This window comes from Desulfoconvexum algidum (genome assembly GCF_055382125.1).
This window is the reverse complement of sequence record NZ_AP042394.1, coordinates 198,640-224,211: the sequence shown is the minus strand read 5'-3', so window position 1 is coordinate 224,211 and position 25,572 is coordinate 198,640. Positions and strand designations below refer to the sequence as shown.

The following is a 25,572-nucleotide window of genomic DNA, read 5'->3' as shown; positions in this document are numbered from 1 at the left end:
TTTTATTAGTGGCCAGGCTTTTTTCGGCTAAAAATATAATTTATTGCGGCTTTTTAAGAAGCCAAGATCAGTTTATTATTGCCTGAATTTTGCGAGCAAAATTCAGGCAGTATTTTTTTTCTTACCAGCTTATTCTGCTGCTGCTCTTAGTTCCATAGCTTCATAACGCTCCGTAAGTTCTTCTTCAATACGGGCACGCAATTTTTTTGATTCTTCCGGAAAGGTTTTTTCCAGGGAAGCATATCTTACTTCTCCGCTTAAAAATTCCTGAAGAGTTCCATTCGGCTTTTTGCAATCAAGTATAAATGGGTTCTTTCCCTGTGCTTTCAATTCGGGATTATAACGATACAGGGGCCAGTAACCCGATTCAACTGCAAGCTTTTCTTCTTCCTGGCTTTTGCCCATACCCTTTTTAATGCCGTGGTTGATACATGGCGCATAGGCCATAATCAAAGAGGGTCCGTCATAGTCTTCGGCTTCTGTCAACACTTTCATAAGCTGCTTTTTACTGGCACCCATTGCTACACTGGCAACATATACATAGCCGTAACTCATCATCATGCTTCCCATATCTTTTTTGGCTGTTTTTTTGCCCGAAGCGGCGAACTTTGCAACTGAACCTGTGGGAGTTGCCTTGGAAGCTTGGCCGCCTGTATTGGAATAGACTTCTGTATCCAATATAAGTATATTAATATCTTCTCCTGAAGCCATGACATGGTCAATACCGCCAAAAGAAATATCATAGGCGCTGCCATCACCTGCAAAAATCCAGTATGATTTTTTTGTAAAGAGTTTTGACATCTCGTTGATTTCGCTTAAAAGGGAATGATCCTTGTAACCGGGTAACAAAGCTTTGAGCAGGTCTCCATATTTATTTGATCCATCAGGATCATTCATATTGTCCAGCCACCCGGACATGGCATCCTTTACGTCCTTGGTGATATCGGAATTGAGTGCTCCTTGCATCATCGCAGCCAGCTTTGTGCGTTGATGAAAAGCACCTAAAAACATACCATAGGTAAATTCCGCCGGATCTTCGAACAGGGAGTTACCCCATGTAGGTCCGAAACCGTCCTTATTCACACAATATGGAATTGCCGGAGCTGATCCGCCCCAGATAGAAGAGCATCCTGTTGCATTTCCTACCACCATTCGCTCGCCAAAGAGCTGTGTAAGTAGTTTTACATAAGGTGTCTCACCGCATCCTGCACATGCGCCGGAGAACTCTAGGAGCGGCTGAAAAAACTGGCTCCCTTTAACCGAAGTCCTCTTAACCAGATCGTCTCGCACAGGAAGTTTAACCGCATATTCATGGTTTGGAACCTGGATCTGGGTTTGAGTTTCAAGGGGCTTCATAACCAGAGCGGGCTTTTTGGCCGGGCATATATCAGCACAATTACCGCAGCCAAGACAGTCTAAAGTATTAACCTGCATGCGGAAGTGATAACCTTTCAGCTCCTTTCCGACAGCTTGTTTGGTTCCAAATCCTTGCGGTGCATCGGATAACTCTTTATCTGTTAAAATAACAGGACGTATGGCTGCATGGGGGCAGACCATTGCGCACTGGTTGCATTGGATGCAGTTATCCATATCCCACTCTGGAACCAAAATTGCCACACCGCGTTTTTCATACTGTGAGGTGGCCACAGGAAAGATACCATCCGGCCGGAATGCGCTCACCGGAAGCCTGTCGCCTTGCTGGGCCAGAATGGGACGCATTACATTGGTTACAAATTCCGGTTCATTCTTTACGCTTATAGACTGATCCTTGGCATCGCCCCAGGATTCGGGGCACTTTATTTCTACAAGATTATCAAGTGTATTATCTACTGCTGCAAAGTTCATATTAACGATCTTACCTCCCTTTTTCCTGAACAGCTTTTCAATCTGATCTTTGAGATAAGAGATAGCATCCTCTACCGGAATTACGTTGGCAAGTTTGAAAAAAGCAGTTTGCATGATCATGTTGATTCTGCCGCCCAGACCGATTTCAGATGCAATCTTAACAGCATCTATATTATAAAATTTAATCTTCTTTTTAACCAGGGTGCGAAGCATATGGGCTGGAAGTTCTTTTCCCATGTCATCAGCAGACCAGTGTGAATTAAGCACAAAGGTTCCGCCTTCTTTGATTCCCTCTAGGACATCGTAGGTATGAATATAGCTCGATTTATGACATGCAATATAGTCTGCCGCATTAATAAGATATGTTGACTGAATCGGAGTTTTGCCAAACCTCAGATGGGATATGGTAACACCACCGGATTTTTTAGAATCATATGCAAAAAAACCCTGGGCATACATATCAGTGTGATCGCCTATAATTTTGATAGCGCTCTTATTGGCTCCAACGGTTCCGTCTGCGCCAAGACCCCAGAATTTACACCGAACTGTTCCTTCCGGGGCAACGTCAAAGCCCTCTTCTACTTTTAAAGATGTATGTGTGACATCGTCAGTGATACCTACCGTAAAATGGTTTTTTGGTTTAGCTGAGCTCAGGTTGTCAAAAACCGCCTTAACCATGTCAGGGTTAAATTCCTTGGAACCCAGGCCATAACGTCCATTAACTATTAAGGGCAATTCACCGCGCTCGAAATAAGCAGTACATACATCAAGATACAGAGGGTCGCCGGGTGCCCCTCTTTCTTTTGTCCTGTCAAGGACTGTAATACGTTTTGTCGTGGAAGGGATTGCTTTAAAAAGATGCTCAGCAGAGAAAGGACGGTACAAGCGTACCTTTACCAGCCCGACCTTTTCACCTTGTCGGGCCATATAATTGACAACCTCTTCGATGGTTTCACATGATGAAGCCATTGAAATGATAATATTCTGTGCATCAGGTGCACCTACATAATCAAAAAGGTTATATTTACGGCCGGTCAAATCGCTGACCTTTTTCATGGCATTTTCAACAATTCCCGGAATTTTTAAAAAATAGGGATTTGACGCTTCTATTCCCTGGAAGTAAATATCAGGATTTTGAGCCGTACCTCTGAGTTCAGGTCTTTCCGGACTTACCCCCCTGGCTCTGAATGCTTTTACCGCATCCTGGTTTACCAGTTTTGCCATGTCATCATATTCGATCATTTCGATTTTTTGAATTTCGTGGGAAGAACGAAAGCCATCAAAAAAATGAATAAAAGGAAGGCTGGCATCAATGGCCGAAAGATGTGCCACAAGACCCAGATCCATAATTTCCTGCACAGAAGCTGATACGATTTGCGCAAAACCTGTCTGGCGAACCGCCATTACATCCTGGTGATCGGCAAAAATAGAAAGTGCATGCCCTGCCACTGACCGGGCTGTTACATGAAAAACAGCGGGCAGAACTTCTCCGGAAATTTTATACATGTTTGGAATCATCAAAAGAAGACCCTGGGAAGCTGTAAATGTAGTTGTTAAGGCTCCTGCAACAAGACTGCCGTGTACAGCTGCTGCGGCTCCGGCTTCCGACTGAAGCTGGCGCACCGTCATGGTCTGGCCGAATATGTTTTTAAGGCCATCGGCTGCCCATTCATCGCACATCTCTCCCATACCTGAAGAAGGTGTAATTGGGTAAATAGCGGCGGTATCACTCATTGCATACCCCACATAAGCCGCTGCTGTATTTCCATCGATTGTTTTCATTTTTTTTGCCATTTGACTGCTCCTTATTGCTTGTCTTTTCCCGATTTTTTGGAACCCAGACAAAAGGATACTTGCATTCCCTTGTCGTATGTCTTAATAGCAAGAGCCTCACTATTATAGTTATTAATCAAAAGCCTCCTGTTTTGTGATTTTTGAGCGGTTCACATTATAGGAGGTTTTCGTATGTCCCCCGGAATTGCTAAACTCTGGGTGTCTCCCCTGCCAAAGCCGTGGGTTTCCTTTCTTATTAAGGTATAACAGCAATTAATGTGCCAATTCGAGTGTCAGGAAATCTATCATATAAGCACCTGATATTATATATTAATTATCATGACAACGGAGGAAGGAAGTACGTGTCTTGGTAAGGATTAATCGTCAGGTATTTTTATAGACAGTAAAAATAAGTAAAAATTGTAAAAAAGCAGTTTCGAAACGATCTGTATTACCGGCTCAATGTGGTGCCGTTAAAAATACCGTCTGGTGTAATCATTTTTACAAAGTGTAAAAAGACCTGACATGTTCATGGACAGTTCGGGCAGAGAGAACGGAAACATGTTATTGCATAGCGAGAAAAGACTGACTGACCTCAGTATCTTCCCGTTACCATTGGGCATTTCGCCTCTTTTCCTGGCACATTTATTGCTGATAATTTATTTTAACCAAAGGTTCAGCAAAGTGTTTAATGATTTTTTTTAGGAGAGGCAAAAAATGTATCAAACAATACTTGTTCCGGTGGATGGATCCAAGCGGGCAGAAGCGATATTGAGTCATATCGAACACCTGGTCAAAGAGAATGATGCCACAGTAGTTTTTCTTAAAGTTGAGGAAGAACCCATTTTACTGGGACGTGATGAAGTGATTGATGCAGAGAACTATTGGAAAGCATATGAGGCGCGAATTGAGCTCTCAAAGGTCTATCTGGATACCCTCAAAACCATGTTTCGTGATAAAGGAATCACTGTTGTCACACGGATAGCAAGCGGGGCGGTTGTTCGGGCCATATTAAGCGTGGCGGATGAGATCGGTGCTGACCTGATTGCCGTGGCCACTCACGGATTCAGCGGTCTGGCCCGGGTATCTTATGGGAGCGTGGCCGCAGGGGTGCTGCAGGCGGCCGATATTCCCATTTTACTGATCAGGTCTTGTCATGACAAAAAATAAAAAATAAGTTGATGGCCAAAAAAACAATTTCCCCACCGCATCAGGCGTTAATTCAGCGGGAAGGCAACACCATCATTTTTCTCTTCGTTCCTTAACCTCAAAGGAGGCACATAAATGGAAAAAAATAACAATTCTATTCTCTGGTTTAAAGATATTACCAATGACGATGTCGCCCTCGTGGGCGGTAAAAACGCCTCTCTGGGTGAAATGTATCGCGAACTCATGCCCCACGGGATTCAAATTCCCAACGGATTTGCCATAACGGCCCAGGCATATCGTAATGTTATTAAAGCCGGTGGGATTCAAGAATCACTGAAAAAAGCCATGGCCGGCTTCAATAAAACCGATATCGATGAACTTGCCCGGCGCGGGAAAATAGCGCGTGATCTCATCCTGGGAGTGGGCATCCCTGATAATTTATGGGCGGAAATTCAAAACGCCTATGACCATCTTTGCCAGGAATACGGTGCAGACACGGATGTTGCAGTCAGAAGTTCAGCAACGGCCGAAGATCTTCCAACAGCGTCATTTGCCGGTCAGCAGGAAACCTATCTGAATATTCGCGGCTACCATGATCTCCGGCAGGCCTGCAGCAAATGTTTTGCATCCCTTTTTACGGATCGAGCCATCTCCTACCGGATTGACAATCAATTTGATCATTTCGACGTTGCGCTTTCCATTGGTGTGATGAAAATGGTCCGTTCGGATCTGGCGTCAAGCGGGGTTATCTTTACGCTTGATACTGAAAGTGGTTTCCGGGACGTCATTTTTACCACCGGCGCCTATGGCCTGGGGGAAAACGTTGTTCAGGGCGTTGTCAACCCTGATGAATTCTATGTATTCAAGCCCACACTCAGACAAGGGCACCCTGCGATTATCAAAAAGCTTCTCGGGTCAAAAAAGATCAAAATGGTCTACGGTATGGGGGATTCCAAAGTATTGACACGAAATATTGAGGTTCCGGAAACCGACCGGCGGAAATTTTGTATTTCCGATGATGATATTTTAACCCTGGCCAGGTATGCGGATGCCATTGAAACGCATTATTCCGAAAAAGCCGGCATGGTTCGGCCCATGGATATTGAATGGGCTAAAGATGGGATTACCGGCGATCTGTTCATTGTTCAGGCCAGACCGGAAACCGTCCATTCCCAGACATCCCTCGAGACACTGGAAACCTATGTTCTGGAAGACAAAGGTCCGGTCCTGACCATCGGCAAAAGTGTCGGTGAAAAGATTGCCGTGGGCAAGGCCCGTCTGATCCATAATCTTTCGCAGCTTCATGAATTTCAACCCGGAGAGATTCTGGTTTCCAACACCACCACGCCGGACTGGGAACCGGTGATGAAAACCGCAGCAGGCATTGTTACCAACCGGGGGGGCAGGACGTGTCATGCCGCCATTATCAGTCGTGAACTGGGCATTCCGGCAGTTGTGGGGGCTGAAAATGCCATGGAAACCATCACGACCGGACAGGAAATCACCATCAGCTGTGCTGACGGAGACAATGCGGTTGTTTACGACGGGTACCTGCCCTATCATGTTGAAACGGTCAGTCTCAAAAATCTTGAGCGTCCCCGGACAAAAATCATGATGAACCTGGGCAACCCCGAAAAAGCGTTTTCTCTGTCCAGAATTCCCAATGACGGTGTTGGTCTGGCCCGCATGGAATTCATCATTAACAGCTACATCAAAATACACCCCATGGCATTGATTCATCCCGAAAAGATTGACGACAAGCGTGAAACCGCCGAGATTGATCGGCTGACCTTTGGTTATGAAAACAAAACCGAGTATTTTGTTGAAAAACTTTCCCAGGGTGTGGGCACGATTGCCGCTTCGTTTTATCCCAAACCCGTCATCGTACGGATGAGTGATTTCAAAACCAACGAATATGCCAGCCTGATCGGCGGCCGAAATTTTGAACCCCGGGAAGAAAACCCCATGATCGGTTTCCGGGGGGCTTCCCGTTATTATGATCCGCGTTACAGAGAAGGGTTTGCTCTGGAATGCAAGGCCATTAAGCGGGTTCGGGATGAAATGGGATTAACCAATCTGATTATCATGATTCCCTTTTGTCGGCGGGTCGAGGAAGGCGAAAAAGTGCTGGAAGAAATGCTGAAAAATGGTCTGCGCCGCGGTGAAAACGGACTGGAAGTGTATGTGATGTGTGAAATTCCCAACAATATCCTGCAGGTGGATGAATTCAGTCGGCTGTTTGACGGATTTTCAATCGGGTCCAATGATTTGACCCAGTTAACACTGGGGGTTGACCGGGATTCGGAACTGCTCGCCCATGATTTTGACGAACGGGACCCCGGGGTCATGAAATTTATCACCATGGCCATTGAAGGTGCCCACCGAAATAACCGGCATAGCGGTATCTGTGGACAGGCCCCCAGTGATTATCCGGAATTTGCTGAATTTCTGGTAAAAAAAGGCATTGATTCGATTTCGTTGACACCGGATTCGATCATGAAAACCACCCTGAAAATCATTGAACTGGAAAAACATCTTCCTATATAACCGGCATGGCCGGAGCACGGTATTTGCTCCTGGCCACAACGAAAAATGAAACTCCTATAATTGCAATATTTTGGCCGAAGTTTCATATAAAAATACTTAGAAGCCTGATTCTCCCTGGGGGATGTCAAAAAAAATGGAGGATCAGGTTTGTACCCTGTGGATGGGCAAGGGTAATTGGACCCAAAAGGATCTGCAATGGAAAAGACAATCGAAACCCAGGTGCTTGTGATCGGAGGCGGTGTAACAGGGACCGGTATTGCAAGGGATCTCACCCTTCGCGGGGTCAAGGTCATCCTTATTGAGAAAAGTGATTTAAATGCCGGTGCTTCCGGGGCAAACCACGGGCTTTTGCACTCTGGAGCTCGGTATGTCCATACAGATGTCAAGGCTGCCATGGAATGCCGGGCAGAAGGATTAATCTTAAAGCAGATCGCCCCCCATTGTATTGAGCAGGCCGGTGGAATGTTTGTGGCGGTACCCGGAGATGACGAGGCTTATATCGCTGATTTTCCTGGAATGTGCCAGCGTTCCGGCATTCCCTGCCAGCCCTTGGATTTAAAAGATGCCAGGGAAATGGAGCCCTGTTTGTCTCCGGATCTGATCGCCGCCTTTGGGGTGCCAGATGCGGCCATTGATCCATTTAAACTCTCCATTGAAAACCTGAATGATGCTTTGAATCGGGAAGGGCAATATTATGACCATGCCCGACTGGAAGCATTTATCCTTGAACACCATAGGATTGTGGGTGCCAAAATTTTGAATCTGGAAACCCGGGAATTGTTTATAATCAGGGCCAAAATTTATGTGAGTGCCACGGGTGCCTGGGCTGATCATGTGGCTGCCCGGGCCGGGGTTCATATTCCCATGGTCTATTCCAAGGGCAGCCTGCTGGTCACGGGCAGGAGAATGGCAACCCGGGCCATTAACCGACTTAGACATCCCAGTGACGGTGATATCCTCATGCCCGGCGGCGTGGTATCCATCCTTGGCACTACATCTGTGCGAATGGATTCTCCGGACAACCTTTTTTCCAGTGTTGACGAGGTGGACTTGATTATCGACCAGGGAAGACAAATGATACCCGCCCTGGGGCATCGCAGGTATATCCGGGCCTATTGCGGGGTCCGTCCCCTGGTCAGTGCAGGGGGGGGCGAAGATCGAAGCGTGTCCCGGGGGTTTTCCCTCCTGGATCATGCAAAAGACGGGGTGGATAATCTGATCACCATTACCGGGGGGAAGCTGACCACTTACCGGTTGATGGCGGAAAAAACCTCAGATATGGTCTGTGGCAAGCTTGGCATTTCATCTGCCTGTCAAACCCGGGACCTTACCCTGCCCAAAACAGCAGGAGGGGAATGGACCGAGCCAGGGGTTGCCCTGGGCCGGAAATTTTTTTCCCGGACAAAAGGGGACCCTCTGCTGTGCGAATGTGAAATGGTACCGGCCAGCGCCATTGACGCCATTGTTTCCACCATCCGTAAAAACCGGGGAAAGCCAGACCTTTTGGCGATTGCCCTAAGAAGTCGTATCGGCAAAGGTCCCTGCCAGGGATCTTTTTGCAGTGTCCGGGTGCTGTCCCATCTGTACAACCGGGAAGAGGTGGCCGGACCGGAAGGGGCAGATGGGCTCCGGCGTTTTTTAAATGAACGGTGGAAGGGGGAACACGCCTTGTTGTGGGGAACAGCCCTTGCCCAGTCCTCCCTGAAGGAAATGATCCATTGTGGTCTATTCTGCCTTGAACTGGAACCACAAGATCAAACAGGAAATCAATGATGAGCGGACCAAAGATGAGCGGACACATGGACATGGACTGCGATCTTCTGATCATCGGAGCGGGTCTGGCCGGTATGATTGCGGCTACCCGGGCGGCACACCTTGGGCTGACAACGGTGCTGGCCGGAAATTCCGGGGGACTGCTTCTGGTGAGTGGGCTCATGGACTATCTGGGAATTTATCCCATGGATGCAAAGGAGCCTTTGGACGACCCGGCCCAGGGATTTGCCTGGCTTCAAGTAAATGATTCGGCCCATCCCTATGGGGGTGCCCATCATGAACAGATCCTTCAATATTTTGGGTTCTTAAAACAAGTTCTGGGCAAAGCGGGTCTTGCCTACCATTTGTCCTCGGGCCGGAATCTTCCGGTTTTAACGGCCCTGGGTACTTTTAAACCCAGTTTTATGGTGCCCAGAACCATGGAAAAAGGGACCCGTCTTTTGGACGGGAAAAAACGCCTCCTCGTGATTGACATAAAAGGCCTCCAGGGGTTCAGCGCCAGGCAGGTGGCAGCCAAGGTTAAAAATCGTCTGTCCCATGTCATCCCCTTAAGTGTTGAAATTCCGGGCGTCAAGACAAGCGTTACGCCTCTTGTCCTGGCCGAACGATTTGAAGATCCCCGGGTACAGGCCGTTTTTGCCGACCAGGTGCTTCCCTTTTCAGATCAAGCAGATATTGCAGGTATGCCGGCTGTCTGCGGTATTCATGACAGTCTTGGCCTCCAGGAAAAACTGGAAAAGATGATCGGATTGGACCTGTTTGAAATTCCGGGTATCCCCCCTTCCATTCCTGGATTGCGGCTGAAAAATGCCTTTGATCAATCATTGGCTTCATCAGGAGTGACATTTCTAAGCAATACCATGATCAAGGCACCTGTATTTAACGGCAAAAAATTTATCTGCACCGGTGTCACAGACAGCCGGGATTTATCCATTTCTTCCAGAGGCGTGGTGCTTGCCACGGGAAGATTCTTGGGCAATGGTCTCCACGCCCGCCGGGATCGGATTGTGGAGACGGTGTTTAACTTGAATGTGTCCCAGCCGGTAATGCGTAACCTCTGGCACGGAACAAATTTTTTATCCCGCGCGGGCCATAAAATAAATCAGGCCGGTGTTGAAACCGACTCAAAATTCAGGCCCCTCAACCCCAAGGGTCGGCCCATGTTTCCCCATCTTTACGCCGTTGGCAGTATTCTGGCCCACAATGACTGGATGCGGCTCAAATCCGGGGTCGGTGTTTCCCTGGTCTCTGCCTGTACTGCGGTGGATGCTTTTTACCAGAAAAATACAGGGGCAGGATCATGATATTTCGAATTCTCTTATACAGTAGTCTGGTCCTTTTTTTGGCAGGTCTTGTCCATCGTTTCAGGTCCATTGCAAAAGAATACCGGTCTTTTGAAAAGGGCAGGACGTTTCAGGCAAAAACAAAATTGGGTCTCAATATCAAAGGGGGATTGTTAAACACCCTGTTTCAGATAAAATTGTTCCGGGCAGGAAAATTGAGGTGGCTGGCTCATTTTCTGGTTGTTTTCGGGTTTGGCTATCTCCTGGTTTTCCATGCCATGGATGATGTGACCTCGGGTTTTTTTTATGGGTACCAGCCGGGGATTGCACCCTTCAGGTTCCTGAGAAATCTTGCGGGTGTGTTTGTTGGTCTGGGATGTATCACTTTTTTGTTTCGCCGCCTGCCTTTGTTCAGGCCAGATCTGTCCAATATAAGTGCCTCCAGTATAAACAGATCCAGAATGAATGGGGAACCGGAAAATCAAAACAAGGGGTCCCGATTCCAGGGGATCGTATCCATCCTGTTGATCCTGGGCCTTGTGGGATCCGGATTTTTGTTGGAAGCCACAAGGATCATGTCTGAACCCCGGTTTGACGAGATGGTAGCAGACTATTCCGACCTGGATGAAGAAAACGGTCTCATGGAGTTGACTCACTTTTGGGTCCAGCAGTATCACCTGGTGGTGCAAGACACAACTTTTAAGGCAGGAACGTCTGAAACGGGCAGAGAAATGAACCAGGAATACTGCCTGGACTGCCATGACAGACCTGACAGCGCTTTTGTCTCAACCCCCCTTGCAGGGATCGCAAAGGAACTTGGCAACCGACTTGCCCGCTTCCGGGTGGACAATCTTCTGTACTGGCTCCATTATGGGTTCATCCTTGTTTTATTGGCCTTGCTTCCTTTTTCCCTGTTTCATCTGATCGCCATTCCCGTGGCAAGTACCCGGAAGCGGGTCACGCCCCAATGCCTGAAACAAGGGGGAGAGGGGCTGGATTTCTTCAGCCTGACGGCCTGCACAAACTGCGGATTTTGTTCACAGGTCTGCAGTGTATATCCAAATTTTCAGATTACAGGAAATGCAGGGATTCTGCCCCATGTAAAAATTGAGGCCATCAAGGCCATGGCAAAAGAAGGGCTCAAGGATGCAAAAACTGCAGTCCTCCTGCGATCGGGAAATGATGATTGTACCCGGTGCGGCCGGTGCGCGGATATCTGCCCTTCGGGTATTGACCTGGTTCGGTTATGGGAATCGGCTGATCGCCTCATGGAAGGTCTGGGCTGCCCGGACAATTATACCCAGGTTTTTGACACATCCCTTGACCAGTGGACAGAACACCCCCTTCCTTTACAAGACCCGGGCACCATCCCTTTCCTTCCTGGTTTGGCCGACAGGGTGGAATCCTTTGAAAATTGTGTCCAGTGTACCATCTGCACCAATGCCTGTCCCGTGGTGGCCTATGACCCCGATGAAACGGACCTGGGGCCCCACCAGGTTATGAACCTGTTGCGACTGGGAAAAAAAGAGATAGCAACAGCATCCCCCATGGTCTGGAATTGCCTCACCTGTTATGCCTGCCAGGAACTATGCCCCCAGGGTATACGGATAACAGATATCCTTCTTGAGCTTCGCGCCCAGGGGCAAAACAGGGCAGAACAAATTAAATTGTCCCAATTAACCTTTCAGGAGGCTGACAAATGAGAGTGGCCTATTTTCCCGGATGTCAAATTACTTTTTTTCTCAAGTCCTATGGAAGGGCAGTGGAGGCGGTCATGGCCGAACTGGGGGTGACCCTTGTCCGGCTGCCGTTTAATTGCTGCGGAAATCCGTCCCGGGGAAAAAACCTTGAAGTGAGTGTCTTTTCTGCCATAAAGAACCTGGCCCTGGCAAAAAAATATGGCCTGGATATCATGACGCCCTGCAAATGCTGCTTTGGCCAGCTTAAATACGGGGTGTACTGGTACGAAAACAGCAAAGCGCTTAGGGATAAAATTGACCGGTTGCTGGCAGAACAAGGGCTTTTTTACCGGGGTTCCCCTGATAGCACCCCCAGGGAACCGCCAGAAATAAAACATATGCTTTCGTTTTTGTACCATGACATTGGGTTAGATACCCTGAAAAAAAAGATCAAAAGGCCTCTGGAACCCGAAAAAATTGCCCTTCAGCATGGATGCCATGCCCTGCGACCTTTTTCTGTCACCGGGTTTGACACCCCCTCTGCACCTAAAATATTTAAGGCCCTGGTGAATATCACAGGCCTTGAGGCCATTGACTGGTCATTGGAAACACAGTGCTGCGGCAGCCCCGTGGCCAAAGACAATGAAGCGCTGGCCCTGAAAATGATCACCCATAAGGCGGAAACTGCCTGCCGGGAAGGCGCTGCGTATATCTGCACCGCCTGTACCCATTGTCAGATCCAGTACCAGGGGAAAGAGGCAGCTCATATTTTTTCAAAAAAAAATCTTTCGGCCGTTCCCTATCCCACTTTCCTGGGTGCGGCCTTGGGGATTTCCCTGGAAGACAATCTGATTTCATCTTTATAAAAAAATGTTTATCCATAGAATATAGAACGGTTTGTATCCCCGATCATTTTTCAAGGAAGGCGCTTGTTGAAAATAATTTCAGATGTGGTTCTACCATCCTTCACCAATGTTACCACCTGCATTTCCTGGGGGGTCAGCAAAACGTGGGCATTGGATAATCGCACAATCAAAGGGGGCATGATATCATTGAGCTGATCGTCGAGTATGCGGACCAGAGTGTGGTCCTTTTCACTTAAACGACTCTCCTTGAGCCGTTTAATATAGGGCAGCACAAAGGACTTTACATTGGTTAAAATCCATACTTGCCGGACAGCTGTAAACCATATATCCCATGTGCTAGGCGCTCGCACCGTGTATTTTTTTCAAAAAGCCACTCAACTGGGCCACATGGTTTTTCTCTTCACCAATAATGCCGGAAATTTTATCCCGGCCATATTTGGCCGGAACCATGTCCTCAAGCCCCAGATAAAACAGAATGGATTCTTTCTCAAGGTCAATGGCCGTGACAATGATTTCTTCCATGGTCTCCTTGCCGTTGAAAAGACTGAGAATATCAGGATTCCCTTCTCCCCCGTGGGAATCGGCCATGGCCTTCAGGTAAAGCAGCAATTCTTCATGGGGATCAAAAACCGTTTGGGTCTTTTCAAGATCCGATATCTGCTGTTTCATGCCTTCAAATGTTTCCTTGTGACGGTCTTCCATGTCGGCAAGGCTTTCTAAAAATAACTTGTCACTCACATCTTCCCGAAGTTCTGCCGCCCGCCGGTAAAAGGCAGCCCCATTTTCTTCAATTTGAATGGCCATTTCAAACACTTCTTTTGCCGTATAATCATACATCATCTGTCTTCTCCTGAAGTTGAGCATTGATAAGGTTACCAGTGACTACCTCGATCCGGTTTCTGTTGGGTAAATAAAAGCTGACCTAAGTTTTATACGTCCCTTCTTAAAAATCAAGCCTTAATATGGAAAAAAATAAGGATATCGAATTAAATAAGTGCCGCCAGTTCTGCACCCTGGCCAATGGCGCGCCTGGCATCGGGTTGTGCCCCAACAGATGATATCTTTCTCAATTATTGGCACTTAGGTCCACAATAGGATAAACTTCTTTTTTAAAACCAATCAAGCCAGATTGAATTTCAGCTTAAAAGGATTGGCCCATGATCATAAAACATGAAACCACCGGCAGTATTGATGCCCTGAAGACACTTGTCCGTCAGGTTTCAGCCATTGAATAAATCAACGGATTACTGATCTTGAGTTGCGATGAAAATCACTTTACAGCCAACCATGTTGACCCGATTCTTACACAAAGCAGCCTGCCGATTTTCGGTGGTATCTTCCCTGCCATTGTTCATGGGAAAATTGACAGTCAAAAAGGAACGTCTGACCCATTCTGGAGTTTGGATAGATCTATACTGATTTTTTATTTGAGGGGTGGGGTGAATGGACCGTTAACATTTTTTGGGATAATTTTTTGACTCTTGCCCGGAATTGTTCCATTTCATCGAGAGTGATGGAGACCGCATAATCCGTTCCCGAATCGGAACAATTTTCTTTTAATATGGGAGGCATCTGTTTGGAGGTGGATTTGGATGAAATCCCAGAAAATGCAAGATGGGTGAATGATTTTTGAAGGGAGATTCCATTTTCATCGTAATATCCAGACCTCCCGGTTGAATCCTTATGCAAAAACGCTTTAAATTGTGTGCCGTTATTGATGAAAATAGCGGCCTGTATGTTTCCATACTCCATAAATTTACCATCCAGATACCGTTTTTCAATAAGGAGATCGAATTGGTCACCGGGCTGGATATTCCTGAAAAAATCAATATCCCAAACAAAAATATCCGACAGCTTCCATGCAAGATCTCGTCGTTCCCCTGCTTTTCTGACCGCTTCTATCAGGCTGGATATAATGGGGACAGAGACCACCGATAAAATTTTATCATACTCTAATGGCATCTGCATGATGGAAAAACCGATTTTCTCCCTTTGAATGACTAACTTGTCTTGTTTATTGTTCTCATATTCAAATCCGATCAGATTGCCTTCCTGGAGAATGAATTTATAGGCCTGCCCTTTTTTGACCTGGTGGGATGAAAGATATTGTACGCTTTGACGGTTTAACCGGTAAATGGTTTGCATGGGAAGATATCGGTTCAGCAGGGAAAAGATGGTATCTCCCGTTTTAATGACCCCTTTAACCACTTGAGACTCCGGCTGTACCGCCATTGGTTGGTCAAGGCCCAATTGAATCTGTGGTTGGAAAATCCGCAGGGGTGTTTTTATCTCATCTATTGGGTAAGAACCCAAAACACTGGAAACCGAAGGGGTTAAGAATATACTAAAGAAAAATAGGAATGCAACGCACCTTTTTATAACCATATTTGAACCTTTTTCGCATAAAAAAATCAAAAGTCAACCTGTTCAATGACTTGTTTAAACAATGACATCTTCAAGAGAATATTTTCAATATTTATGCCAACCGAATGAATACTAAAAAAATAAATATATTATCTTATAAATGCAAGTATTTCTAGTAATTGAGCAAAATCGAATTCTTAAAGGATTGATTAAATCAAATCAAAAAAATCTAATAGAAGCAATGCCGGGAAATAAAAATGGTTAAATATCGATGGCACCAAAAGGGTTAATGTTGAAACCAGGGCGATGGGGATCCCTGTTTAATTCTTCCATGAGCTTTATGATGGCCAGTTCCTTGGCTTTTGCCTCGACCTCAACGGTGATTTCCATGGAACGCCAGGAATCCGGCAGGTCCGTCACATCGATATAATCATGGTGCTTTCGGATATCGGGTGCTTCCCAGCCGTTTTTGGGTGAAGAAAGGTGAAATACGGGTTCCCGATCCCATGTTTCAACGCTCCTGAGTGTTGCTTCCGCTATGGAAAGGCGGTCTTTTAAACATCGATGGTGGTGGACGTCATAGACCAGGGGAATCCCCATTCGCCTGCAAATGGGCAAAAGATCTTCCGGGGAATAGCTTCTGTCGTCATTTTCAAGGGTCAGGCGTTTTTTAACCGGATCTGAAAGGGTTTTAATGGTTCGTTCCAGGCGCTTAAGGGCGGAGGCCTTATCCCCATAAACACCGCCTGCATGAATATTGATCACATCTGCATTGACCCATTGGGCCACCTGGGCCTGATATTCAAGATCTGCAATGGAGCGCTTCACCACGCCCGGGGTTGGAGAAGACAAAATAATAAACTGGTCCGGATGAAAGGTAGTCCGAATGTTATGGGTCCGGCTGAATATGCCGCATGCCTTGAAGGCGTCGATAATTAGATCTGAATCAGGCAGATCAAAAATGTCATACCCAACATCCGGGTGGGTTTTTAACGGCAGAATCTGGCTGTTAATCCGGAAATCACCGATATGATTTTGAAGACAAAATTCCAGGGCACCCATTAAACTCCGGGAATTGGTCAAGCAAAGTTCAGATAATCTTGCCCGCTGCTCCCCGGGGGTAAACCTTGAAAGATAGGTGGCAGTGGTTCGCCTGAATTTGATGGGGTGTTCCTTAAAGATGCAGCACAGCCCGAATCTGATCATCGGTTTTTATCCCCTAAATAGTGTCATCAATTTTTCTCAAACCCAACATCAGGTAATATTCGGATTGAGGGTCCATTTGAGGAACCAGTCCGGCGCCCCATCCCTGCCTTGTTCACAGTCAAGGCAGACAATCCCGGAATTCTGGAACCGATAGACCCGGATCTCTTGAGACCCGGTGGTCAAATAGGAAACCAGCCTTTCCATGAAGGGCATATGGCCCACCACCATCCAGTTGGCCCGAGGATCAATGCGGGCAGCAAAGGGCCTTACATCGTCCAGGGGATTGATGCCGGAAATCACCTCCAGGGGTGTTTCCAGTGCCAGGGCCCTGTGATAAATAACCGCTGTCTGCTCCGCCCGCTTCTTGCCCGAATGAACGATGGTTTGAACGGGTATGCCATATCCTTTTGCCACCGGTGCGATCCGGTTTGTTTCTTCAATACCAAGATCGGAAAGGCCCCGTTCAGGGTCCGTCGCCTTGGACAAACTTATGCCGTGCTGAACTAAAAATAATGCCATACTGCCACCACACCTTATTTATTATATTGTTACGGCCGAAAACTTGCTTGATCCCATCACCCCAAGGCCACGTCCAGACTCATCATTACCGTAAACCCGATCATGGTTGCCATGGTGACCGTATCAATGTGTGATTCGGTCCGCTGGGATTCGGGAATCAGTTCTTCCACCACCACAAAAATCATGGCACCGGCAGCAAAGCATAGGGCATAGGGCAAAAAATCCTGCATATAAAGAACAAATGCCGCCCCGGCGACTCCGGCAATGGGCTCCACTATGCCCGAGGCCTGGCCCATCAAGAAACTCTTGGTCCGCCCCATGCCTTCCCGGCGCAATGGTAAGGAGACAGCCGCGCCTTCGGGAAAATTTTGCAGACCGATACCAATGGCCAGGGCAATGGCGCCGCCAATGGTCGCCGACGGAAGATTAGCGGCCACCGCCCCAAAGGCAACCCCCACGGCAAGGCCTTCGGGGACATTATGCATGGTGATGGCCAGCACCAGCAGGGTACTGCGCTGCCAGGAGGTCTTTATCCCCTCACTTTCCTCGGTCTTCAGTCCCAGATGGAGATGGGGCAAAAAAAGATCCGTGAGCCGCATAAAAATACCGCCCCCCATGAATCCGATAACGGCGGTTAACCAGGGGATCTGTCCCATCTGCTCGGCCATTTCTATTCCCGGGGCAAGTAAAGACCAGAAACTTGCCGCAATCATGACGCCGGCAGCAAATCCCAGCATGGAGTCCATAAACTTGGGATTTACCTTCTTTGTAAAAAATACCATTGCGGCACCGGCCGCAGTGACACCCCAGGTGAAAAGTGTGGCCATAAGCGCCTGGGTAATGGGGCCATATTGCTGAATAAAATCGATCACGATATTTCCTTTCCTAACCGAATAATGGGATTGGTTTCATGGTTGCCCTGATTGTTTGCGAATTAGGCCACCTTTTCAATTTTCACAAAAAAACTATAGAGAAAAATCAATCCCATGTCAACCAATCATACATCTCCATTATTTTAACAGCTGCCCACCCAGGTTCCTTTTCTAAACGGGTTCATGTATTCTATTATAACTTCTTTTTTCCGGATATTTTAATATGTCTTTTTCCGTGCCCGTGGGTAAGTTATAAATGGTCGATGTAAGCCCCTTGGCAATAGCAAATTTGGTCAGCCCTGCAATGGTGTGGATATTCAGTTTCTTTTTCAGGTTGTTGCGATGGATGTCAACAGTTTTAGAACTGACGCTGCGTTGCCCAGCGGATTTCTGTCAGCTACCATCTTTCGGCCATGACCCTTGAAGAAACCGGTGCTTATATTGCCTACCGCCTTGAAAAAACCGGCGGGAGTCCCGCCCTTTTCCCCATGGATGTTATTGAAAAAATATTTGTTGCCGCTGCAGGTATCCCCAGAATCATAAATTTATTATGTGATACCTCCCTTGTTTACGGGTATGCGGACCAAACAAAAGACATCAGTCTGGATCTGCTGGCCCAGGTGATTGAAGACAAGGGCGGCATGGGGATCTTTACAAAACAAAAACTCAATAACAGCCGTCATTTTTTTTGGGGGACGGCCCAAAGCAGCCCATGGCTTAGATATTTAGATAAAATAAGAGACAAATGCCTCTGGGATATGGGTAACCTTGTTTTTTAAATAGTCAAAAAAAACAACACCGGTTTTTGCAAGGACAACCACGTCACCTGTTTTAATGTTGGTTACCCTGTAAAAGATATTGCAGCCATATTTGTTAAAGTCACCGGCTCCGATTTCAAACTTTAAGCGATCTTTATAAAATGACTGTGACTTGTATGAAACCGCAAGATCAGCAATAATTAAGCCCGTTTCTTCACCGCCTGGTATCGGAAATCCCAGGGAGGCCAAAAATTGTACCCGGGCTTCATTCATAAGCGAAACAACGGCATCATGCCCCAGGTGATTCGCCGAATTGATATCGGCCATTCTCACCGTAAGTTCCGTTACAAAGACAAAGTGGTCTATCATTTCAATTTCAATGCGTGCCATGATGGTCCTTTAAAAATTTTGCTGCGATTTAATCATGAAAGCTGTTTTCTTGCCCGCAGCTTGGCATCGATCAATTGACCATGGTTCAGCTGAAGGAGGTTTGCAAGTTTGTGGGCAAAGTGGTCCTCATGGGCTTCAAGGTGATCGTCCAGCAAAATGATACGCCAGACAGATTCCATTATGTCAATTTTTTGCGCTTCGGAAAAATTGTTGTTTATGAAGCGCGTATAGCGAAAAAGACTCACATACTCTCTGTCTTCTTTATCCCTTTCAGCGAGCAGGGTATCGATTTCCTGTCTGGAAATTCCAAAATCGGTCACAAGTGTTGCAACCAGATGCTCTTTTTCTTCTTTACTGCACTCACCGTCTGCATAGGCGGCTTCAAGCAGCAGTACGGTCAAGGCCAGATGGGCATTGATCACATCCTGATCCGTCGTCTGGGCATTTCCATTGCTGCTGCCAATTATTTTTTTTATTAAATCAAACATTTTCCTGTAATATCCTTTTTTTATCCTGACCATGGCCAGGGGTAATTGACTCACTTTTTCTGCCACTATAAGGGGATATAAACAACGGGTCAAGGGATCAAATTACGAGGAAGATTCTGCTCCGAATACAAATTTCCCTAATAAAGCCGGTATTGCGAAATCATCTTTCTGATATGCTTGAAAAATGGTCAAAATAGACATTGGTCAGCCATAGGGCTATCTGCCTGCCATTATTTTTCATGGATGTTCTCTTGATGATGATTTTGAGATACCTGTGTTTCCAGTAGCATCCGAATATCATTAATCTTGTCCCGGGTGGCGATGTAGCCTTCTTCAATGGAATGCGCGACCTGATCATAATCCAGCATTTTAAGATCTCCCAGGCGGGGGGTGATGAGAATATCCGGAGGGTTCACCGCAAAATTAACCCGGGTGATTCGATCCTGCATGAGCTGGATGGCAGCGTTGATAACCTGGCGAGTACCGGGCGGCCTGAGTTCCTTGTTTTTCGGGAACTCCAGGCGTTCCCGAATCGTTTTTTCCACGGCTTCATACCGGACGGCCAGCTTTTTTAAAAAATCGTTGCGGGCCAAAGAGTTTTTAATTTCAGGCGCAACACCGATTTCATGGTGGCGCCTGCGGGATACCAGTTCAGAATCCAGATTGACGGCAATCACAATGTCTGCACCCATGGCCCGGGCGATCCCCACGGGAACCGGGTCGACCACTCCGCCATCTATCAGCCATCGCCCCTTGTGGTATATCGGCGCAAAGAGACCGGGGTAGGACATGGATGCCCGAAGCGCTTTGAGCAAGTCTCCGGAATCTAAGACCACCTGCCCTCCGGAATGCATGTCCGCAGCAACAACTTTCAAGGGAATCTCCAGCTCATCAAATTTTTTTTTATTGCTGTGCATGCAGAAGAGTTCCCGAAGTTTTTTATCTCCGTCCAGGAGCCCTGATCGAATAAGGGTCAGGTCTGAAAAGGAGAACATGCTTTCACCGTCCATGTCAATGACATATTTTTTCAACTGCTCCAGGCCGCCACTGGCAAAGATAGCCCCCACGAAAGCACCCACACTGCATCCTGCCACAAGATGGATGGGGATGCCAGCATCCTGAAGGGCCTCGATCACCCCGATATGCGCCCACCCCCGGGAGGATCCACTTCCCAGCACCAGCCCAACCTTATATGTATCCATAAGTTTGCTTCCTTGAAATTATAAAATATTCCCAGGCCTTTCCAATTCTTGTTTATATAATAGGACAATGTATCGATTTAGTACATGGCATATTTCCGGGGTGACGATATAATCCCAAAAATGTCCAGAGCTTTCCAAACCTTGTTTTTCCTGATAATAATACCCAAATGATTACAGGATATCTTTTTATCATAACAGCTGCAACCTGCTGGGGACTTATCGGGATCTTTTCAAGTTTTGCCTTTTCCCAGGGAATCGGGCCAATGGAAGTGGCCTTCTGGCGGGCTGTCTTGACATGGCTTCTTTTTGGCACCCAGGCCATTCTTAAAAAAGAAACCCGCATGGATAAAAAAGATTTTCCCCTGTTTTTCATATTTGGTATTTTGGGCATTTCCCTTTTCTATATTTCCTATCAGTTTGCAGTAAAAACAGCCGGGGCAGCCTTTGCTTCGGTCCTGCTGTATACGGCACCCGCCTGGGTAGTGGCCTGTTCCTATTTTATTTATAAAGAAAAATTGACCCTTATAAAATCCATGGCAGTTGTTCTTGTGATCCTTGGGGTGTTTCTGATATCAAAAACCGGGGGAAATACCCAGGCCAGCGAACCCATAGGCTGGATTGCCATTCTTTCCGGACTTACGGCCGGGTTTAGTTATTCCCTTTACTATACCATTGGAAAATATTTTTCCGCCAGGTATTCCAGCGCCAATATTTTCCTATGGGTGCTGCCCATTGGGGCCCTGGGAATCCTTCCCTTTGTGACCTTTTCACACAAGTCCCCCGTGGCCTGGGCTGCCATTGTGTCCATGGCCTTATTTTCCACCTTTCTTGCCAACTATTGCTATTACCAGGGCCTTAAATATCTGGAGGCCGGAAGGGCCTCCATTGTTGCAACATGTGAACCGGTGGTGGCGGCTGTCACCGCCTATTTTTTTCTGGGAGAATATTTTACATTTATGGGATATATCGGTGCAGGACTGATACTTTTGGCGGTGATCGTAACCATTTATGAACGATAGTACAAAAAAAAGTCCCCCCCAAACGCCTATCCTTACCGAAAAAAGAGCCCCCTTAACATCATGGAAAAATCAGATTCAATAAACATTGACAATGGACAAATGGCTCTGGCATACATAGAGTGTACACAGGGAAACCACAAAATCAACACGTCAAGGGGCTATTGTTGAAACTTATTCTACCCTATTTTAAACGAAACTGGCACAAAATCCTGGCAGGCATTCTCTGCATGATCCTGGTGGACGGGGCCCAGCTCATTATTCCCCAGGTAATTAAAACGGCCGTGGATACCCTGACCACAACCCAGGTTGACCGATATATTTTGATGCGCCAATGCCTTCTCGTTGCGGGTCTAGGGCTTGCCATGGCCATCCTGCGGTATGGCTGGCGAATATTGCTCATGGGAAGTGCCAGGGATGTGGAACGAGGAATTCGGGATGATCTTTACCGCCAGGTCCTGGAGCTGGACATGGCCTATTTTGACCGGATGAAAACAGGGGATATCATGGCCCATGCAACCTCTGACATTGCCCATGTCCGCATGGCCTTTGGATTCGGTCTCATTGTTCTGGTGGATACCCTCCTTTTGGGAGGCACCACCATCGGCATCATGATCTGGACCGACCCGAAACTCACCGCCCTTGCCCTGCTCCCCATGCCGTTTCTGATCTTGTTCACCAAGCATCTGGGCCAGAAAATGCACATTCTTCATAAAACAGCCCAGGAATCATTTTCCATGCTCACCGAACAGATCCGGGAAAGTTTTTTCGGTATCCGGGTAATCAAGGTGTTTAACTTTGAAAAAACCATTGAAAAAAAGGTAACCCTGGCCTCCACCGATTATTTTAAGAAAAACCTGAAACGGGCCTTTGTGAGCGCCCTGCTCCGGCCCATGCTGGTTCTTTTCTTTAACCTGTCCACCTTAATCATTTTGTTCTACGGCGGATTTCTGGTCATGGAGCAACGCCTTACCCCAGGGGAGCTTGTGGCCTTTCTTCAATACATGGGGGTATTGGCCTGGCCGATTATCGCCATTGGCTGGATGACCAATCTCTTTCAACGGGGAATGGCCTCCTTGAAACGAATCAATGAACTGCTGGATGCAAAACCCCTGGTGCAATCCCCCCAATCCCCGGCCCGGCCCGTCACCATAAAGGGCCGGATCCGCTTTAACCAGGCGCAGTTTTCCCATGACCCGCAGCATCCGGTACTCGCCAACATCACTATGGATATCAGCCCTGGAACCCGGGTGGGGATCACAGGCCCGCCCGGCAGCGGGAAAACCTCCCTTGTCCAATTGATTCCCAGACTTTACAACCTTACCGCAGGAAGCCTTTTCATTGATGACCATGAGATTTCCTGCCTGGACCCGGACCATATAAGGGATCACATTGCCTTCATGCCCCAGGAAGCCTTTCTTTTTTCAGGCACCCTGGAGGAAAACATCCTCCTGGGACGAAAGATTGGAAAAGAACGCATCAACCAGATCATCCAGGCCTGCGACCTGACCGCCACCATCAAGGCCATGCCCGACGGACTGAACACCCTGGTGGGGGAGAGGGGAGTGACCTTGTCCGGCGGCCAGAAACAGCGGGTGGCCATGGCCCGGACCCTGATCATTGACAAGCCGATCATTATTCTAGATGATCCCATAAGTCAGCTGGATACCCAGACCGCCCAGACCATCATAAACCGGCTCAAGCGCATGAACCCAAAGGCCACCTTTATCATCATTTCCCATCGGCTTTCCGCCCTGGCTGCCTGTGACTGGATTTATATTTTGGACAAGGGACGTATAACCGGGCAGGGACGTCATCAGGACCTGATCGAGTCCAACAAATTTTATGCGGATTCCTTCCGGGTCCAGCAGTTTGAGGCGCACCATGAAAACTGATCCCCAAGCCACAATTGCCGTGGAAGAAAAGGAAATTACCTTAAACAACCTCACCCTTTTAAAGGCACTGTGGCCCTTTATCAAACCCTATGCCTGGATGCTTTGCTTGACCACCCTTCTGGTCTTTGCCGTCACTTTTTTTGAACTGGTCATGCCCCTTTTAACCCAGAAGGCCTTTGACGGATTTATCCTGCCCGTGGGCTTAGAACCCGGGGTAACACTTGCAGGGGTTAAGATCACCTCATTCACCCGGTTCTGCCTGATTTTTGGAGCCATTACCTGCACGGCCTTTGTCATTGATTTTTGTCAGAGCATGTTCATGGAATACACGGGTCAAAAAATCATATTGCGTCTGCGGACGGCCCTGTTCGCCCATATGACAGAACTACCGGTGGCATATTATGATAAAAATTCCAGCGGTCGCCTGGTATCCCGGGTGGCAGGGGACATTGAAAACATGAATGAAATGTTCACAAGTGTCCTGGTCTTCATCTTTAAAGACCTGGCCCTGCTGATCGGAATTCTTGTGGTCATGTTCTTTCTCAATGTCCGGATGGCCGCAACCATTTCCCTGGTCGTTCCGGTGATTATCATAAGTGTCCTGGTCTTTTCAAAAATTTTAAGGAACGCTTTCAGGACCATCCGCCAGAAAATTGCTGAAATCAATCACAGTTTTTCCGAAGGGATTACCGGCGTAAAAATCATCCAGACCACATCAAGCAAGGGTCGTTTCGTGGAACGGTTTAAACAGCTCAACCAGGCCCATTTTACAGCAGCCATGTTCCAAATCAAAATCTTTGCCATGTTCATGCCTTTTATCGGATTTTTAAGCGTCATCAGCATTGCTCTCATCCTCTGGACAGGAAGCTTTGCCGTGATGGACCATACCCTGACCCTGGGCCAACTGGTTGCCTTTTTGAGCTATATAAAACTTTTTTTCAGACCCTTGAGAGACTTGTCGGAAAAATTCAACCTGCTCCAGAATGCCCTGGCCTCAGCGGAACGGATCATCCTGGTTCTGCAACAACCAAAGGCAAAAAAACGAACCACCAAAACCCGCAGCCCCCTTAAAAACATTGACAGGATAAAATTTGAAACAATCAATTTTTCCTATACCCCCAAAGAACCGGTACTCAAACAAATAAATTTTTCCCTTGAAAAGGGAAAATCCATTGGCATTGTGGGGCAGACAGGATCTGGAAAAAGCTCCATCATCAATCTGTTGACAGGTTTTTACCAGCCCGATTCAGGACAAATCCTCATCAACGGCATCCCCCATAACTCAATGAACATCAAGGATATCCGGAGTAGAACTGCTCTTGTCATGCAGGACCCCGTCCTTTTTTCCGGAACGGTAAGGGAAAATATAACCCCCCGAAAAAATTTGTCAGCGGATGTGGTTCTTGAGTCCGCTCTGAAAAAAGCCAATTGCCACTTTTTATTTGAAAAATTTGCAGGTCTTGATACCCAAATCAGAGAAGGGGGACGCCCCCTTTCCTCCGGGGAAAAACAATTGGTCTGCATTGCCAGGGCCTTTGCCTTTGACCCGGATCTGATCATCTTTGATGAAGCCACCTCCTACATGGATTCCCAGTCAGAGCAAAAAGTTCACGATGCCATGAAAAAACTCATGGCAGGCAGACTGTCCATCATCATTGCCCACAGGCTTTCCACCATAAGAGAATGTGACCAGATTCTGCTGCTCAGGGAAGGAATCATCAGGGAACAGGGCTCCCACATGAAATTGGTGGACATTAAGGGGGAATACTATCACCTGCTGGAAAAAGAAATGATCTGAATCGGAACACCCGGTTAAACCCTCACAAGAGAATAAAAATTTCCTCCCTTTTATACAGACAAAAACATAATGCTTGACAGCTGACAGATTTTATTTGAAAATAATTTAATTAGCAGACATGAAGCCTGCCATTATAGTCACCTAAATAT

General features: G+C 47.1%; 20 protein-coding genes and 1 pseudogene. 10 read left to right on the top strand and 11 right to left on the bottom strand.

The genetic code is table 11. From position 1 onward, the window contains the following. Positions 1 to 129: 129 nt before the first annotated feature. Positions 130 to 3,639, bottom strand: a complete 3,510-nt coding sequence (gene nifJ, locus ACZ45G_RS00975) for a pyruvate:ferredoxin (flavodoxin) oxidoreductase (protein ID WP_464174741.1) — start codon at positions 3,637 to 3,639, stop codon at positions 130 to 132. A gap of 696 nt (positions 3,640 to 4,335) precedes the next feature. Here nifJ and ACZ45G_RS00970 point away from each other — a divergent pair. The 6 genes from ACZ45G_RS00970 to ACZ45G_RS00945 all read left to right on the top strand — a co-directional run bounded on the left by ACZ45G_RS00970 (position 4,336) and on the right by ACZ45G_RS00945 (position 12,915). Next, complete coding sequence (locus tag ACZ45G_RS00970) at positions 4,336 to 4,788, top strand: universal stress protein (RefSeq protein ID WP_464174740.1); 453 nt, start codon at positions 4,336 to 4,338, stop codon at positions 4,786 to 4,788. 114 nt (positions 4,789 to 4,902) lie between these two features. After that, positions 4,903 to 7,314, top strand: a complete 2,412-nt coding sequence (gene ppsA / locus ACZ45G_RS00965) for a phosphoenolpyruvate synthase (RefSeq protein ID WP_464174738.1) — start codon at positions 4,903 to 4,905, stop codon at positions 7,312 to 7,314. Between the two features lie 195 nt (positions 7,315 to 7,509). Then, complete coding sequence (gene glpA / locus ACZ45G_RS00960) at positions 7,510 to 9,087, top strand: anaerobic glycerol-3-phosphate dehydrogenase subunit A (RefSeq protein ID WP_464174736.1); 1,578 nt, start codon at positions 7,510 to 7,512, stop codon at positions 9,085 to 9,087. Next, complete coding sequence (glpB, locus tag ACZ45G_RS00955; RefSeq protein WP_464174735.1) at positions 9,084 to 10,391, top strand: glycerol-3-phosphate dehydrogenase subunit GlpB; 1,308 nt, start codon at positions 9,084 to 9,086, stop codon at positions 10,389 to 10,391. Before glpA ends, glpB begins: the two co-directional genes overlap by 4 nt. Continuing rightward, a complete protein-coding gene (locus ACZ45G_RS00950) occupies positions 10,388 to 12,073 on the top strand; it encodes a 4Fe-4S dicluster domain-containing protein (protein ID WP_464174734.1) in 1,686 nt (561 codons plus the stop codon). Before glpB ends, ACZ45G_RS00950 begins: the two co-directional genes overlap by 4 nt. Beyond that, positions 12,070 to 12,915, top strand: a complete 846-nt coding sequence (locus ACZ45G_RS00945; protein WP_464174733.1) for a CoB--CoM heterodisulfide reductase iron-sulfur subunit B family protein — start codon at positions 12,070 to 12,072, stop codon at positions 12,913 to 12,915. The genes ACZ45G_RS00950 and ACZ45G_RS00945 overlap by 4 nt, the downstream gene beginning before the upstream one ends. Positions 12,916 to 12,965: 50 nt before the next feature. On the opposite strand, the gene ACZ45G_RS00940 is transcribed toward ACZ45G_RS00945, so the two are convergent. The 7 genes and pseudogenes from ACZ45G_RS00940 to ACZ45G_RS00910 form a co-directional block, all read right to left on the bottom strand. After that, positions 12,966 to 13,187 (bottom strand): hypothetical protein, encoded by a 222-nt coding sequence (locus ACZ45G_RS00940; RefSeq protein ID WP_464174732.1) that lies wholly within the window; start codon positions 13,185 to 13,187, stop codon positions 12,966 to 12,968. 64 nt (positions 13,188 to 13,251) lie between these two features. Continuing rightward, complete coding sequence (locus ACZ45G_RS00935) at positions 13,252 to 13,755, bottom strand: ferritin-like domain-containing protein (protein ID WP_464174731.1); 504 nt, start codon at positions 13,753 to 13,755, stop codon at positions 13,252 to 13,254. A 570-nt stretch (positions 13,756 to 14,325) separates the two neighbouring features. Beyond that, positions 14,326 to 15,123: a hypothetical protein gene (locus ACZ45G_RS00930; protein WP_464174730.1), complete on the bottom strand. Its 798-nt coding sequence runs from the start codon at positions 15,121 to 15,123 to the stop codon at positions 14,326 to 14,328. 417 nt (positions 15,124 to 15,540) lie between these two features. Further along, a complete protein-coding gene (gene uvsE / locus ACZ45G_RS00925) occupies positions 15,541 to 16,485 on the bottom strand; it encodes a UV DNA damage repair endonuclease UvsE (RefSeq protein WP_464174729.1) in 945 nt (314 codons plus the stop codon). Positions 16,486 to 16,533: 48 nt separating this feature from the next. Next, positions 16,534 to 17,004 carry a phosphohistidine phosphatase SixA gene (sixA, locus tag ACZ45G_RS00920; protein WP_464174728.1) on the bottom strand — a complete coding sequence of 157 codons (471 nt, stop codon included), beginning with the start codon at positions 17,002 to 17,004 and terminating at the stop codon, positions 16,534 to 16,536. Positions 17,005 to 17,060: 56 nt separating this feature from the next. Further along, on the bottom strand, positions 17,061 to 17,876 hold the full coding sequence (locus tag ACZ45G_RS00915) for a ZIP family metal transporter (protein WP_464174727.1): 816 nt from the start codon (positions 17,874 to 17,876) through the stop codon (positions 17,061 to 17,063). Positions 17,877 to 18,047: 171 nt separating this feature from the next. Beyond that, positions 18,048 to 18,242 (bottom strand): annotated as a pseudogene (locus ACZ45G_RS00910) (hypothetical protein); the annotation flags it as partial. A 47-nt stretch (positions 18,243 to 18,289) separates the two neighbouring features. On the opposite strand from ACZ45G_RS00910, the gene ACZ45G_RS00905 reads away from it, so the two are divergent. Then, on the top strand, positions 18,290 to 18,655 hold the full coding sequence (locus ACZ45G_RS00905) for a hypothetical protein (protein WP_464174726.1): 366 nt from the start codon (positions 18,290 to 18,292) through the stop codon (positions 18,653 to 18,655). On the opposite strand, the gene ACZ45G_RS00900 is transcribed toward ACZ45G_RS00905, so the two are convergent. The 3 genes from ACZ45G_RS00900 to ACZ45G_RS00890 all read right to left on the bottom strand — a co-directional run bounded on the left by ACZ45G_RS00900 (position 18,602) and on the right by ACZ45G_RS00890 (position 20,714). Beyond that, entirely contained in the window at positions 18,602 to 19,024 is a 423-nt protein-coding gene (locus ACZ45G_RS00900) for an acyl-CoA thioesterase (protein ID WP_464174725.1), read from the bottom strand. The two genes, ACZ45G_RS00905 and ACZ45G_RS00900, sit on opposite strands and share 54 nt — an antisense overlap. Positions 19,025 to 19,056: 32 nt before the next feature. Then, the gene (locus ACZ45G_RS00895) at positions 19,057 to 19,512 is read right to left on the bottom strand and encodes a tellurite resistance TerB family protein (protein ID WP_464174724.1); all 456 of its coding nucleotides are present in this window, start codon (positions 19,510 to 19,512) and stop codon (positions 19,057 to 19,059) included. A 230-nt stretch (positions 19,513 to 19,742) separates the two neighbouring features. Then, positions 19,743 to 20,714, bottom strand: coding sequence for a patatin-like phospholipase family protein (locus ACZ45G_RS00890; protein ID WP_464174723.1), 972 nt, complete (start codon positions 20,712 to 20,714; stop codon positions 19,743 to 19,745). Positions 20,715 to 20,881: 167 nt separating this feature from the next. Between ACZ45G_RS00890 and ACZ45G_RS00885 the strand changes: the two genes are divergently transcribed. The 3 genes from ACZ45G_RS00885 (at position 20,882) to ACZ45G_RS00875 (ending at position 25,423) form a co-directional block, all read left to right on the top strand. Continuing rightward, positions 20,882 to 21,733 carry a DMT family transporter gene (locus tag ACZ45G_RS00885; protein WP_464174722.1) on the top strand — a complete coding sequence of 284 codons (852 nt, stop codon included), beginning with the start codon at positions 20,882 to 20,884 and terminating at the stop codon, positions 21,731 to 21,733. A 164-nt stretch (positions 21,734 to 21,897) separates the two neighbouring features. Next, positions 21,898 to 23,625: an ABC transporter ATP-binding protein gene (locus tag ACZ45G_RS00880; protein WP_464174721.1), complete on the top strand. Its 1,728-nt coding sequence runs from the start codon at positions 21,898 to 21,900 to the stop codon at positions 23,623 to 23,625. Beyond that, a complete protein-coding gene (locus ACZ45G_RS00875; RefSeq protein WP_464174720.1) occupies positions 23,615 to 25,423 on the top strand; it encodes an ABC transporter ATP-binding protein in 1,809 nt (602 codons plus the stop codon). The genes ACZ45G_RS00880 and ACZ45G_RS00875 overlap by 11 nt, the downstream gene beginning before the upstream one ends. Positions 25,424 to 25,572: the final 149 nt, after the last annotated feature.

Coding starts and splice junctions, on each gene's coding strand:
- ACZ45G_RS00935 (WP_464174731.1), bottom strand. CDS start 13,755: ATGATGTATGATTATACGGCAAAAGAAGTGTTTGAAATGGCCATTCAA.
- glpA (WP_464174736.1), top strand. CDS start 7,510: ATGGAAAAGACAATCGAAACCCAGGTGCTTGTGATCGGAGGCGGTGTA.
- ACZ45G_RS00900 (WP_464174725.1), bottom strand. CDS start 19,024: ATGGCACGCATTGAAATTGAAATGATAGACCACTTTGTCTTTGTAACG.
- sixA (WP_464174728.1), bottom strand. CDS start 17,004: ATGGCATTATTTTTAGTTCAGCACGGCATAAGTTTGTCCAAGGCGACG.
- ACZ45G_RS00945 (WP_464174733.1), top strand. CDS start 12,070: ATGAGAGTGGCCTATTTTCCCGGATGTCAAATTACTTTTTTTCTCAAG.
- ACZ45G_RS00950 (WP_464174734.1), top strand. CDS start 10,388: ATGATATTTCGAATTCTCTTATACAGTAGTCTGGTCCTTTTTTTGGCA.
- ACZ45G_RS00890 (WP_464174723.1), bottom strand. CDS start 20,714: ATGGATACATATAAGGTTGGGCTGGTGCTGGGAAGTGGATCCTCCCGG.
- ppsA (WP_464174738.1), top strand. CDS start 4,903: ATGGAAAAAAATAACAATTCTATTCTCTGGTTTAAAGATATTACCAAT.
- ACZ45G_RS00895 (WP_464174724.1), bottom strand. CDS start 19,512: ATGTTTGATTTAATAAAAAAAATAATTGGCAGCAGCAATGGAAATGCC.
- glpB (WP_464174735.1), top strand. CDS start 9,084: ATGATGAGCGGACCAAAGATGAGCGGACACATGGACATGGACTGCGAT.
- ACZ45G_RS00885 (WP_464174722.1), top strand. CDS start 20,882: ATGATTACAGGATATCTTTTTATCATAACAGCTGCAACCTGCTGGGGA.
- ACZ45G_RS00875 (WP_464174720.1), top strand. CDS start 23,615: ATGAAAACTGATCCCCAAGCCACAATTGCCGTGGAAGAAAAGGAAATT.
- ACZ45G_RS00905 (WP_464174726.1), top strand. CDS start 18,290: ATGACCCTTGAAGAAACCGGTGCTTATATTGCCTACCGCCTTGAAAAA.
- uvsE (WP_464174729.1), bottom strand. CDS start 16,485: ATGATCAGATTCGGGCTGTGCTGCATCTTTAAGGAACACCCCATCAAA.
- ACZ45G_RS00970 (WP_464174740.1), top strand. CDS start 4,336: ATGTATCAAACAATACTTGTTCCGGTGGATGGATCCAAGCGGGCAGAA.
- nifJ (WP_464174741.1), bottom strand. CDS start 3,639: ATGGCAAAAAAAATGAAAACAATCGATGGAAATACAGCAGCGGCTTAT.